General features: G+C 61.6%; 13 protein-coding genes. 8 read left to right on the plus strand and 5 right to left on the minus strand.

All coding sequences use genetic code 11. The features are described 5' to 3' along the window. From P3T42_RS35645 to P3T42_RS35660, 4 genes are all read right to left on the minus strand, one after another. Positions 1-522, minus strand: a complete 522-nt coding sequence (locus P3T42_RS35645) for a hypothetical protein (protein ID WP_074294067.1) — start codon at positions 520-522, stop codon at positions 1-3. A 103-nt stretch (positions 523-625) separates the two neighbouring features. Continuing rightward, the gene (prpC, locus tag P3T42_RS35650) at positions 626-1813 is read right to left on the minus strand and encodes a bifunctional 2-methylcitrate synthase/citrate synthase (protein WP_074294068.1); all 1188 of its coding nucleotides are present in this window, start codon (positions 1811-1813) and stop codon (positions 626-628) included. Between the two features lie 25 nt (positions 1814-1838). Further along, complete coding sequence (locus P3T42_RS35655) at positions 1839-2855, minus strand: HpcH/HpaI aldolase/citrate lyase family protein (RefSeq protein ID WP_429308669.1); 1017 nt, start codon at positions 2853-2855, stop codon at positions 1839-1841. Positions 2856-2954: 99 nt separating this feature from the next. Next, the gene (locus P3T42_RS35660; protein ID WP_074294070.1) at positions 2955-3938 is read right to left on the minus strand and encodes a malate dehydrogenase; all 984 of its coding nucleotides are present in this window, start codon (positions 3936-3938) and stop codon (positions 2955-2957) included. A 511-nt stretch (positions 3939-4449) separates the two neighbouring features. Here P3T42_RS35660 and P3T42_RS35665 point away from each other — a divergent pair. The 7 genes from P3T42_RS35665 to gltA all read left to right on the plus strand — a co-directional run bounded on the left by P3T42_RS35665 (position 4450) and on the right by gltA (position 10390). Then, a complete protein-coding gene (locus P3T42_RS35665) occupies positions 4450-5253 on the plus strand; it encodes a GntR family transcriptional regulator (RefSeq protein WP_074294071.1) in 804 nt (267 codons plus the stop codon). A gap of 193 nt (positions 5254-5446) precedes the next feature. Next, positions 5447-5863, plus strand: coding sequence for a succinate dehydrogenase, cytochrome b556 subunit (gene sdhC / locus P3T42_RS35670; protein ID WP_074294072.1), 417 nt, complete (start codon positions 5447-5449; stop codon positions 5861-5863). 4 nt (positions 5864-5867) lie between these two features. Further along, positions 5868-6236, plus strand: a complete 369-nt coding sequence (gene sdhD, locus P3T42_RS35675; protein WP_074294073.1) for a succinate dehydrogenase, hydrophobic membrane anchor protein — start codon at positions 5868-5870, stop codon at positions 6234-6236. Positions 6237-6240: 4 nt separating this feature from the next. Then, positions 6241-8016 carry a succinate dehydrogenase flavoprotein subunit gene (sdhA, locus tag P3T42_RS35680; protein WP_074294074.1) on the plus strand — a complete coding sequence of 592 codons (1776 nt, stop codon included), beginning with the start codon at positions 6241-6243 and terminating at the stop codon, positions 8014-8016. Positions 8017-8040: 24 nt separating this feature from the next. Continuing rightward, entirely contained in the window at positions 8041-8745 is a 705-nt protein-coding gene (locus P3T42_RS35685) for a succinate dehydrogenase iron-sulfur subunit (protein ID WP_074294075.1), read from the plus strand. A 1-nt stretch (position 8746) separates the two neighbouring features. Next, a complete protein-coding gene (locus tag P3T42_RS35690) occupies positions 8747-9016 on the plus strand; it encodes a succinate dehydrogenase assembly factor 2 (RefSeq protein ID WP_074294076.1) in 270 nt (89 codons plus the stop codon). A gap of 72 nt (positions 9017-9088) precedes the next feature. Then, the gene (gltA, locus tag P3T42_RS35695) at positions 9089-10390 is read left to right on the plus strand and encodes a citrate synthase (protein WP_074294077.1); all 1302 of its coding nucleotides are present in this window, start codon (positions 9089-9091) and stop codon (positions 10388-10390) included. A gap of 144 nt (positions 10391-10534) precedes the next feature. Here the strand turns inward: gltA and P3T42_RS35700 are convergent, their stop codons facing one another. Next, the gene (locus P3T42_RS35700; protein WP_429308670.1) at positions 10535-11620 is read right to left on the minus strand and encodes a helix-turn-helix domain-containing protein; all 1086 of its coding nucleotides are present in this window, start codon (positions 11618-11620) and stop codon (positions 10535-10537) included. Between the two features lie 172 nt (positions 11621-11792). Here P3T42_RS35700 and P3T42_RS35705 point away from each other — a divergent pair, with 172 nt between their 5' ends. Next, positions 11793-13052, plus strand: a complete 1260-nt coding sequence (locus P3T42_RS35705) for a DUF1479 domain-containing protein (protein ID WP_429308671.1) — start codon at positions 11793-11795, stop codon at positions 13050-13052. Positions 13053-13117 lie beyond the last annotated feature (65 nt).

Below are 13117 nucleotides of genomic sequence, written 5' to 3' on the forward strand. Positions count from 1 at the left end.
TCAGTTCTGCGGGTTCTTGATCAGCTCGTTCGACTGCGTCGGAGCCGGTGCGCCTTGCGACATCTCAGCCGTCTTGCACTCGTCAGCCAGACGCGAACCGTCGTTGTCCGAGAACAGCATGGCCTTGGTCGGGATCACGACCAGGTCCAGACCCGAAGCGGCGTCGTGGAAGCGGTCAGCACCCGTCGTGGTGGTTTCGCGCGGCAGGTTGTAGTTCTTGTTCGCCCAGTGAACCGTGACGATCTGGTCGCGCTTCATGTCGCCCTTCAGGTCGAACGCCAGGCCTTCGTTACACGACCACTTCACCGCGCCGTCCGGTACCGGATCGACCTTGGCTTCCTTGGCCGGATTCGGCTTGCGCTTGATCAGGCGCTTCGGAGCCGGCCGTTTCGCCACGGCCTTCTTGGCGGGGGCCGAGGTCGCGGCGGTGCCCGACGCCGTTTGCGCGGAAGCGTCCGTCGCGGCGATCAGCATTGTCGAGGACAAGGCGCCGACTACGGCGGCGATCAGCAGCTTTTTCATGGAGTTTGCCTTTCTATCTAATATTGGTTGAACAGTGCGCGGCTGCTGGTGGGGGCAGCCGCCAGGGTGGAACTGCACGCGCCCTGAAAGCGCACAGCGGACGCTATTTTCTCCTATTTAGCGCCACGAACTTCAAATTCTCTGGACCGGTGTAATTCGCGCTCGGCCGGATGATCTTGTTGTCGATCCGCTGCTCGATGATGTGCGCGCTCCAGCCGGCTGTGCGGGCAATCACGAAGAGCGGCGTGAACATCGCGGTGGGCACGCCCATCATGTGATACGAGACCGCGCTGAACCAGTCCAGGTTCGGGAACATCTTCTTGGCGTCCCACATCACGGTTTCGAGCCGCTCGGCGATGTCGAACAGCTTCGTGCTGCCGGCTTCCTTCGAGAGCTGCTTCGCCACTTCCTTGATCACCTTGTTGCGCGGGTCCGAGATCGTGTACACCGGATGGCCGAAGCCGATTACGACTTCCTTCGCCTCGACGCGACGACGGATATCCGCCTCAGCCTGGTCGGGCGTCTGGTAGCGCGACTGGATTTCAAACGCCACTTCGTTGGCGCCGCCGTGCTTCGGGCCGCGCAGCGCGCCGATCGCACCGGTCAGCGCCGAGTAGATGTCGGAGCCCGTGCCGGCGATCACGCGGCCGGTGAAGGTCGAGGCGTTGAATTCGTGTTCGGCATACAGGTTCAGCGACGTATGCATCGCCTCGACCCACGACTTCGACGGCTCCACGCCGTGCAGCAGATGCAGGAAGTGGCCGCCGATCGAATCGTCGTCGGTTTCCACCTCAATGCGCTTGCCATTGTGCGAGTAGTGGTACCAGTAGAGCAGCATCGAGCCGAGCGAGGCCATCAGCTTGTCGGCGATATCGCGCGCGCCGGGCAGGTTGTGGTCGTCCTTCTCGGGCAGCACGGTGCCGAGTACCGAGACGCCGGTGCGCATCACGTCCATCGGATGGGCCGCCGCCGGGATCCACTCCAGCGCGGCCTTGACGTTGGCGGGCAGGCCGCGCAGCGCCTTCAGCTTCGTTTTGTAGGCAGTCAGTTCGGCCTGGGTGGGCAGTTTTTCGTGCACCAGCAGGTAGGCGATTTCCTCGAATTCGCAGGTGCTGGCGATGTCCAGAATGTCGTAACCGCGGTAGTGCAGGTCATTGCCGGTCTTGCCGACTGTGCACAGCGCGGTGTTACCCGCCGTCACGCCCGACAGCGCCACGGATTTCTTCGGTTTGAATGCGCCTGGGGCTCCGCTCTCGCCTGGTGCGCCTGCGGCTTGCGTCTTGTCGCTCATCTCCAGCAGTCTCCTGTATGTCCGCTCATGATGCGGACTCTTGGGTGGAACCGGTTGTAGCAAAGAGCGGCGCGGCCTCGGCAGGCACCGCACGCCCGGTCGAGCGCGCGCGGCGCAGCACCGACCAGTAGTAGCGATAGCTCGCGCGGTCATGCAGCGTGTCGCGATGGCGCGTCGGGCCCCATTGGGCGGACTGCGCGGCCAGCAGGATCTCGGTCGCGGTGACGATCTCGTCTTCGCGCGGCGCGAAGGCAGCGACGATGGCCGGCACCTGCGCCGGATGGATGCTCCACATGCGCGTGTAGCCGAACTCGTTACGGGCGCGTGTGGCGTCGTTGGCCACCACGCTCATATCGCGCACTTCGGTGCTGACATTGTGCGACGGCACTTTGCCGTGCGCGTGGCAGGCTGCGGCGATTTCCAGCTTCGCGCGCCGCACCAGCGGGTGATCGAACTGGCCGGGCGAGCGCATGGCGCTGTCGGGAATCGCGCCGTCGTGCGCGGAGACGAAGTCCATCAGGCCGAAGCTGAGTGCTTCGACGCCCGGCAGGGCGGCAAGATCGAAGGCCCGCGCCAGCGCGCCATGGGTTTCGACCAGCAACTGCACCGGCACGGGTTGAGTCATGCCGAGTTCGCGCCGCGTCGCTTCGATGTACGCGCACATTTCGGCGGCATCGGGGACGTTGCGGATCTTCGGCAGGGTAATGAAGGCGGGCGCGCGTTTGGCGGCGCGCAGGATCAGGCGCACGTCGTCGCGCCAGTGCGCATGATTGAAATCGTGAATCCGCACACCGACGCGGCCAAAGCGGTCGTGCTCGCTGCCCAGCAGCGACGCCACCAGCTCCGCATGCTCCGCCTCGTGGCCGACCTGGGCGCCGTCTTCGCAATCGAGCGTGATGTCGAATACCGGTCCCAACTCCTGCTGCAAAGCGAGCGATTTCAGCATCAGCTTCTCGCTGCCGGCGTAGTGATCGCAGGCAGGCAGGACTGTGGGCGGCGCTTCGCCGTCAAACAGCACTTCGGCGGGTGTCAGGGCGCGCATCTTCGGCGTCAGGGGTGTGGGTTCTCGTTGAGGAATCGGATGTAAAAAGCCGGAACCCGTCGGCAAGCAACGGAGTCCCGGCTGGTCTGCATCAGGCGCTTAGCCGAGCAGGTGCTGAACGCCTTCGCGCTCTTCGAGCAGTTCGTTCAGCGTAGCGTCCATCTTTTCGCGCGAGAACGCGTCGATTGCCAGACCTTCGACACGCTTGTACTCGCCGTTTTCGCACGTCACCGGCACGCCGTAGATGATGTCTTCCGGAATGCCATACGAGCCGTCCGACGGAATACCCATCGTGACCCACTTGCCGTTCGTGCCGAGCACCCAGTCACGCACGTGGTCGATCGCTGCGTTCGCCGCCGACGCTGCCGACGACAGGCCGCGCGCTTCGATGATCGCTGCGCCGCGCTTGCCGACGGTCGGGATGAACGTGTTGCGGTTCCATTCGTCGTCGTTGATCAGCTTGGTCAGGTCTTGACCTTCTGCCGTTGCAACGCGGAAATCCGGGTACATCGTCGGCGAGTGGTTGCCCCACACTGCCAGCTTTTCGATCGAAGCGACCGGCTTGCCCGATTTGGCCGCCAGTTGCGACAGCGCGCGGTTGTGGTCCAGACGCAGCATGGCGGTGAAGTTCTTCTTCGGCAGATCCGGTGCCGACTTCATCGCAATGTAAGCATTGGTGTTGGCCGGGTTGCCGACCACCAGCACCTTGACGTCGCGGCTGGCGACTTCGTTCAGCGCCTTGCCTTGCACCGTGAAGATCTCGGCGTTGGCCGACAGCAGATCTTTACGTTCCATGCCTTTCGAACGCGGACGCGCGCCGACCAGCAGGGCCACGTCTGCATCCTTGAATGCGACCTTGGGATCGTCGGTGATCACGACGCCCTGCAGCAGCGGGAATGCGCAATCATCCAGTTCCATCACGACGCCTTTGACGGCGCCTTGCGCTTGCGGCAGATCGAGCAGTTGCAGGACCACCGGTTGATCCTTGCCGAGCAGGTCGCCATTGGCGATGCGGAACAGCAGGGAGTAAGCGATTTGACCTGCGGCGCCGGTGACGGCAACGCGCTTTGCGGGCTTAGCCATTGAGAATTCTCCAGGACGATGCGTTAGACGCTAGGGAAAACGCCATTCTATATGCGCGTTAGGCGAAGCGTTGTGAAACACGGCGGAATTCACTGTTACGCGGGGCCTCAAGCTGAAAGCCGGGGCCGGAAAGCGCGTTGCGGCAAGACCGCCATGCCGGAAACCTGTGCAGCGGAGCGAGGTGCGCGGGGCACTGCTGGCCGCTGCATGGTGCCGGGCGCCTGCAAGGGTGTGTTTCCGAAGCGTCTGACGGGACAAAGACCGGCGAATCGAAAGCGGGACCGCGAGAGACAACAGCATGGTGCAGAGCGGCTTTCGGTGCATGGCGGCCTGCCAGGAGTACCCATGGATACTCGGGAAAAGCCGTCGGATTTGCCCCCGAACCCTTGCTCGCCCTGGAGTGTAGGATTCGGCCCACACAAAGTCAACAGTATCTTATGTCTTATATAAGACATATCTATTGCAGGGAAAGCTCTGGACGCCGGACAGGCCTTTATGATGAAATGCGCGGATGAATTCGAACCCGGCGAGCACTGCGAATCCTATCGTCCCTGGGGGACCAGGCGAGGGTGCGCCCGCTGCTGCTGCGCCCGCTACATCGCCCACTTTCAGCCCCTTGTATCAGCAGATCAAGGGGTTGATTACACAGAGCCTCGAGTCGGGTGAATGGAAGCCGGGTGAAATCATTCCCAGCGAGGTCGAACTGGCTGCCCGTTTCAAGGTGAGTCAGGGTACGGTGCGCAAGGCGATCGACGAACTGGCCGCGGACAACCTGCTGGTGCGCCGCCAGGGCAAGGGTACTTTTGTTGCGACGCACAATGAAGACCGTGCCCAGTTTCGCTTCCTCAGGTTACTTGCCGATGACGGCGCCGAACATCCCCACGTCAGCCGCCTGCTTGAATGCCGCCGCCTGCGCGCGTCGGCCGATATCGCGCGTCAGCTCGACCTGAAGCCGGCCGACCCGGTGGTGCTCATCAAGCGGCTTTTGCAGTTTGATGGTGAAATCACGGTGCTGGACGAGATCTGGTTACCCGGCATGGTGTTTCGCGGGCTCACGCTCGAGCGGCTTTCGGAGTACAAGGGGCCGCTCTATGCGATGTTCGAGACGGAGTTCGGAACCCGTATGATCCGGGCCACCGAGAAGATCCGGGCGGTGGCAGCCGACCCCACGGTCGCCGATCTGTTGCAGGTGCCGGCCGGATTTCCGTTGCTATCGGTGGAGCGCGTGTCCTATACCTATGGAGACCGTCCCGTCGAAGTGCGGCGTGGATGGTATGTCACAACTGGGTACTACTATCAGAACGATCTGAGCTGAAACCGGGTTGTCGGAGACCCGGATGGTCAGGCTGGATCAGTGTGCTTAAGGGTGAGCGGCGTAGCGCGCGGCACCCTCTTGACGCCGCCATTATCGCGTGAGCAGTAAAGGACCTGTGGGGTTTTTCGCTGCAGCGCGATATAAAAAGGCGCTAAAATTGCGGATTAGTGTTACTACATAGTAGGGGTCTAGCATGGCTGAAGCCGTAAAAAAACCGAGACCGGAGTTCCGGAACATCGGTATCGGGCAAATATTGACGGCGTATCGCCTCCCACTAGCGGGGCGTGTGTCGATTCTCCATCGCCTAAGCGGTGGGCTGCTGTTTGTTTTTCTTCCGTTCCTGCTGTACCTCTTCGATCAAAGCCTTACGTCAGAGCTCAGCTTCGATGTGTTCAAGGGCTTCCTCTCCAACATCATCGTCAAGCTCATCACGCTGGTTCTCGCGTGGGCCTTTCTGTTCCACTTCTGCGCCGGTGTACGTCACCTGTTCATGGACACGAGCCACAGCCTCACGACTAAAGAGAAGGGCAAGCAAACCTCCATCATCGTGCTGGTCGTCTCGTCGCTTCTGACGATTGCATTCGCGCTCAAACTCTTCGGAGCATTCTAAAAAAATGGCAGCTAACAACCGAATCGGCCCGAAGCGTCTCGTCGTCGGCGCGCACTACGGTCTGCGCGACTGGCTCGCACAGCGCATCACCGCCACCATCATGGCGATCTACACGATCATCCTGCTCGTGTGGTTCTTCGGCGCACAAGATTTCTCGTATGACGGCTGGGCGTCGATCTTCGCGACGCAATGGATGAAGCTCGCCACCTTCGTGACGCTGCTGTCCCTGTTCTACCACGCGTGGGTGGGTATTCGCGACATCTGGATGGACTACATCAAGCCCGTCGGTGTGCGCCTCACCCTTCAGGCCCTGACGATCGTCTGGCTGCTGGCGTGTGCCGGCTACGCTGCGCAGATTCTCTGGAGAGTATAAAAGAATGGCTGCAATCAAGAATTCTCTGCCGCGTCGCAAGTTTGACGTGGTTATCGTCGGCGCAGGCGGCTCGGGAATGCGCGCATCGCTGCAACTCGCGCGCGCCGGTCTGTCGGTTTGCGTGCTGTCCAAGGTGTTCCCCACGCGTTCGCACACAGTGGCGGCTCAGGGCGGCATCGGCGCTTCGCTCGGCAACATGAGCGAAGACAACTGGCACTATCACTTCTACGACACGATCAAGGGTTCCGACTGGCTCGGCGACCAGGACGCGATCGAGTTCATGTGCCGCGAAGCACCGAACGCCGTCTACGAACTGGAACACATGGGCATGCCGTTCGACCGCAATGCGGACGGCACGATCTATCAGCGCCCGTTCGGCGGCCACACGGCCAACTACGGCGAAAAGCCGGTGCAACGCGCTTGCGCGGCTGCTGACCGGACCGGTCATGCGCTGCTGCACACGCTGTACCAGCAGAACGTTGCAGCGAAGACGCAGTTCTTCGTCGAATGGATGGCGCTGGACCTGATCCGCGACGCCGAAGGCGACGTACTCGGCGTGACCGCGCTGGAAATGGAAACGGGCGACGTCTACATCCTCGAAGGCAAGACCACGCTGTTCGCTACGGGCGGCGCAGGCCGGATCTTCGCAGCTTCCACCAACGCGTTCATCAACACTGGTGACGGCTTGGGCATGGCTGCGCGTTCGGGTATCGCACTGCAAGACATGGAATTCTGGCAATTCCACCCCACCGGCGTGGCCGGCGCGGGCGTGCTGATTACCGAAGGCGTGCGCGGCGAAGGCGGCATTCTGCGTAACTCGAACGGCGAGCGTTTCATGGAACGCTACGCGCCTACCTTGAAGGATCTGGCGCCGCGCGACTTCGTTTCGCGTTCGATGGACCAGGAAATCAAGGAAGGCCGCGGCGTAGGTCCGAACAAGGATCACGTGCTGCTCGACCTGTCGCACATCGGCGCCGAGACGATCATGAAGCGTCTGCCGTCGATCCGCGAAATCGCACTGAAGTTCGCGAACGTCGATTGCATTAAAGAGCCGATCCCGGTTGTGCCGACCATCCACTATCAGATGGGCGGTATTCCTACGAACATTCACGGCCAGGTGGTGGGCACGTCGAAAGGTCACGAAGATCCGGTCAACGGCTTCTACGCGGTCGGCGAATGCTCGTGCGTGTCGGTCCACGGCGCGAACCGCCTGGGCACGAACTCGCTGCTCGACCTGGTGGTGTTCGGCCGCGCGGCCGGCAACCACATCGTCAAGCACGTGAAGGAAATCAAGGATCACAAGCCGCTGCCGGCCGATGCGGCTGACTTCGCGCTGTCGCGTCTGGACAAGCTGGACAAGTCCTCGTCGGGCGAATACACGCAGAACGTCGCGAACGACATCCGCGCCACGATGCAGGCGCACGCTGGCGTGTTCCGTACCTCGAAGCTGCTGGCTGAAGGTGTGGAGCGCATCCGCGAAGTGGCTGAGCGCGTCGACAACATCCATCTGAAGGACAAGTCGAAGGTCTTCAACACGGCACGTGTCGAAGCGCTGGAACTGGCGAACCTGATCGAAGTGGCCCGCGCCACGATGGTGTCGGCAGAAGCGCGTAAGGAAAGCCGTGGTGCGCACGCACAAGACGACTTCGAACATCGTGACGACGAAAACTGGCTGCGCCATACGCTGTGGTTCAGCGAAGGCGATCGCCTCGACTACAAGCCGGTTCACATGCAACCGCTGACCGTCGAATCGGTGCCGCCGAAAGCGCGTACCTTCTAAGGCACAAGTCAAAGGAATTCAGAAATGGCCAAGCGTACATTTGAAATCTACCGCTACGATCCGGACAAGGACGCAGCACCGCGCATGCAATCGTACGAGATCGAAATCGACTCGCACGAACGCATGCTGCTCGACGCGCTGCTCAAGCTGAAAGCAGTGGATGAAACGCTGTCGTTCCGTCGCTCGTGCCGTGAAGGCGTGTGCGGTTCGGACGCAATGAACATCAACGGCAAGAACGGTCTGGCGTGCCTGACCAACATGAACGACCTGCCGCAGAAGATCGTGCTGCGTCCGCTGCCGGGCCTGCCCGTCGTGCGCGACCTGATCTGCGACTTCACGCAGTTCTTCAACCAGTATCACTCGATCAAGCCGTACCTGATCAACGATACGCCGCCGCCGGAAAAGGAACGTCTGCAGTCGCCGGAAGAACGCGAAGAGCTGGACGGCCTGTACGAGTGCATCTTGTGCGCAAGCTGCTCGACGTCGTGCCCGAGCTTCTGGTGGAATCCGGACAAGTTCGTCGGCCCGGCAGGCCTGCTGCAAGCCTATCGTTTCATCGCGGATAGCCGCGACGAAGCGACCGGCGAACGTCTCGACAACCTGGAAGACCCGTACCGTCTGTTCCGTTGCCATACGATCATGAACTGCGTCGATGTGTGTCCGAAGGGCCTCAACCCGACGAAGGCGATCGGCAAGATCAAGGAATTGATGGTTCGCCGTGCAGTCTGAGATGGAGCAATCGCATCAAGCCGACCCGCTTCGGCGGGCGCGCCTTCGCTGGCGCGCCCGGCGTGGCCTGCTGGAAAACGATCTGATTTTCGAGCGTTTTTTCGGCAAATACGAGCATGACCTCAGCGACGCCGATGTAGGTGCCCTCACGCGCCTGCTTGAGCTGAGCGATAACGACCTGATGGACTTGCTACTCGCGCGCAAGGAACCGGAAGGCGACCTTGCAGACCCGGATGTGATCCGGGTGCTGGAGCTGCTGCGAACTGCTTGAGAGAAGCCAGTCCGTTGTTCCACGCGTGCAATTATCGAAACCCTGTTTCCATACTTCGATTGAGGATGTGCCATGACCCCGTCAGATGTTAAAGCCACGCTATCGTTCAGCGACAACTCGCCGAGCGTTGAAATGCCGATCTACAAGGGCACGATGGGCCCGGACGTGATCGACATCCGCAAACTGTACGGCCAGACCGGCAAGTTCACGTACGACCCGGGCTTTATGTCGACGGCGGCGTGTAACTCGGCCATTACGTACATCGATGGCGACAAGGGCGAGCTGCTGTACCGCGGCTACCCGATCGACGATCTCGCGCAGAACGCGGACTTCCTCGAAACCTGCTTCCTGCTGCTGAAGGGCGAACTGCCGAACGAAGCGCAGAAGAAGGAATTCGTCGACACCGTCACGAAGCACACGATGGTGCACGAGCAGATGCACTTCTTCTTCCGCGGCTTCCGTCGCGACGCGCACCCGATGGCGATTCTGGTGGCTGCAGTCGGCGCGCTGTCGGCGTTCTATCACGACTCGCTGGACATCAATAATCCGCGTCACCGTGACGTGTCGGCCATTCGCATGATCGCGAAGCTGCCGACGCTGGTGGCGATGGCTTACAAGTACAGCATCGGTCAGCCGTTTGCGTACCCGAAGAACGAACTGTCGTACAGCGCGAACTTCATGCACATGATGTTCTCGAACCCGTGCGAAGAGTACAAGGTCAACGACGTGCTGGTGCGCGCGCTGGACCGTATCCTGATCCTGCACGCGGACCACGAACAGAACGCGTCGACTTCGACGGTGCGTCTGGCCGGCTCGTCGGGTGCGAATCCGTTTGCATGTATCGCAGCCGGTATCGCTTGCCTGTGGGGCCCGGCACACGGCGGCGCGAACGAAGCGGCACTGAACATGCTGGAAGAGATCGGCTCGGTCGACAACATCCCTGAGTTCATCAAGCAGGTGAAGGACAAGAACTCGGGCGTGAAGCTGATGGGCTTCGGTCACCGCGTCTACAAGAACTACGACCCGCGTGCGAAGCTGATGCGCGAAACCTGCCACGAAGTGCTGGAAGAGCTCGGTCTGCATGACGACCCGCTGTTCAAGCTGGCCATGGCGCTGGAAAAGATCGCGCTGGAAGACGAGTACTTCGTGTCGCGCAAGCTGTACCCGAACGTCGATTTCTACTCGGGTATCGTGCAGCGCGCGCTGGGCATCCCGACCTCGATGTTCACGTGTATCTTCGCGATGGCGCGTACGGTGGGCTGGATTGCACAGTGGAACGAAATGATTGCCGATCCGGAACAGAAGATTGGCCGTCCGCGTCAGCTGTTCGTCGGCGATACGCCGCGTGAAGCGAAGCCCATTTCGGCACGCTAAGCGGTTGATGGCCGCTGCATTTGCGTAGGACGTCGTGGCGGTTTAGGCCGCTGTGAGTTGTGCGTGAGGCTGCCGCTGAGGTTAAAAGGAAACGCCCCAACGGGTTGAACGTTGGGGCGTTTTTTTATGGAGCGAACAAAGACGCTAGCTGGATCGCATTCCGGGGCGCGTCTTCGCCTTCACCTTCACCTGCTCCAACGACGGTGGTCTCGTTTGCAACCCCGGCTGAGCGACGGCCTGCGGCGCATGCCCATGGGTTTCGAAGAAGCCGCGATACGCTCTAGGCGTCATCCCGCGCGCCGACAAAAACAGACGGTTGAAATTGGCGAGATTGGGAATCCCGGCTCTGACGGCGATGACTGAAATCGGCCACGTCGTATCGGTCAGTTGCCGCGTTGCATAGCTGATGCGCAGCCTTGTCAGATGCCGGCCGACGCTTTCGCCGACGTGACGCACAAAATGCCGATGCAATGAGCGTTCCGACAGATTCGCAACCGCGCACAACTCTGCGATCCGCAATGGCTCGCTAAAGCGCCGGTCGAGCAAATCGAGTACACGATTCAGGCGCTCCGCTTCGGAGGCCGTGCCGCCCGCCCTAAACGCCGTGGAGGAGGCGTTGCGTGGTCGGGGCGTCGTGCCTCCCCCCGCTTCGTCGCCGAGGCCACGCACAGAGCCAACGCCGGCCTCGCGCGACCCGGCGCGCGGGGCAGCCTTCAGATGCGCCGACGGAGACGCTAGCGGTTCCGCCCCCGCCTCGGCCAGTTGCGCCAAAATCTCCAGCACGGCCGCCAGCCGCACCCGCGGTTCCGCATCCAGCAGTCCGTGGACCTTCGCACGCACCGACGCAGTGGCGTCCTGACCAAAGTGCAGTCCGGGCGCACCACGCCGCAACAGCTTGCGCAGCAGCGCGAACTCAGGACAGCAATCGGCCATTCGCCTCGCCCAGTCACCGCTGAACCACACCACGATCGCCACCTGAGGCGACTCAGAATCGATCGGGTCAGACGACGCCCACGTGTGCGGCATGTCCGGCGGCACCAGCACCAGATCGTCGCCCGCGTAATCGGCGATATGGTCGCCCACGAAACGACGGCCGCGGCTATTCATCGTCAGCGTCAGTTCGTATTCGGGGTGGTGGTGCCATTCGAACGGAATCTGCGCGAGCTGGCGGTGATACACGCGCACTGAGCAGCCGTCGGGGATCGTGACGCGTTCGTATTGGGGTTTCATGGCAAGCACCCGGCCGCGGAGGGGAGACGGCGATGTCTGAATTGTATCGATAGTTGGCCGAATGGTATGCGCTGCCGGGGCCGAAGCTGCCTAATCTACCCAAACGCGCTACCCAAACGCGCTACCCAAACGCATTACCCATACGCGCCAAACAAACCCAAGGAGACAAGCCATGCCGCTGATCATCGACGACCTGCCCGAGGCGATCCGTACGACCAAACGCGCCCTGCGCGCCGCGTTGCCGGACTACGCGCAGGTGTTTCGCGAAGTCGAAGGTGCAATCAGGCAGCAGGTCGACGCCATCCACCGCGATCGCAACATGCAGCACGATGCGATTCCCGTGTTCGACTACAAGTCGATTGTCTCCAACGACGTGGATCAGCGCACCATCGAACAGATCAAAACGCGCGGCGCGTGTGTGGTGCGACGTGTGTTCGATCCGGGCCAGGCGAGCGACTGGAACGATGAAATCGCGCACTACGTGGAGCGGAACAACCTCGACGACAAGCTCGCACATCGCGCGGAGGACAAGTATTTCGGCAGCCTGTCCTCGAGCAAGCCGCAAATCTACGGTGTGTACTGGTCGAAGCCACAGGTCGCCGCACGGCAGTCCGAGCCGCTGACCCACACACGCGTGTTTCTGAACCGCCTGTGGCGCGCAGAAAGCGAAGGACGCCAGCATTTCGATCCGCAGCGTGTGCCTGCCTACGCGGACCGCGTTCGCCGTCGGCCGCCGGGTTCGGAGTCGCTTGGTTTGTCGCCGCATGTGGACGGCGGTTCGGTCGAGCGCTGGCTCGATCCGAATTTCCGCCAGGTGTTTCGTCATGTGCTGTCGGGCAACTGGCGCGCCTACGATCCGTTCGACGCCGCCTTCCGTCCCGATGTGCAGGAAATTCCCTCGCCCGCGGTGTGCTCGATGTTCCGCACGTTTCAGGGCTGGACGGCGCTCACGCCGCAAGGCCCGGGCGACGGCACGCTGCAATTGATCCCTATCGCAAACGCCATGGCCTATGTGGTGCTGCGCGCGCTGCAAGACGACGTCCCTGAAGACGAACTGTGCGGTGCACAACCGGCGCGTGCGTTGTCGATCAAACCTGAATGGCACAGCCTGTTGCTGGAAGCCGTCACGCCGATTCCGCACATGCAGCCCGGAGATGCCGTGTTCTGGCACAGCGACGTCGTGCATTCGGTGGAAGACGTGCATCGCGGCAGCGGCTACAGCAATGTGATGTACATCGCGTCCGCGCCGTGGTGTGCGAAGAACGAAGCTTATTTAAAGCGGCAATTGCCGAGCTTCCTGCGCGGCGAGAGCCCGCCGGATTTTCCTGCGGATCACTTTGAAACGGACTTCGTGGGACGCGCGCAGGAGAGCGATTTGACGGCGTTGGGGCGTACGCAACTTGGTTTTGCAGCGGGCCAGGATTTCGAATGACGGGCCAGGCATCAACGGCAGTTTTGCCACCTTCCCCGGTTAACGGGCACCCCCGATACAGGTAT

It is taken from the genome of Paraburkholderia sp. GAS38, from assembly GCF_050434965.1.
Taxonomy (GTDB): domain Bacteria; phylum Pseudomonadota; class Gammaproteobacteria; order Burkholderiales; family Burkholderiaceae; genus Paraburkholderia; species Paraburkholderia phenazinium_A.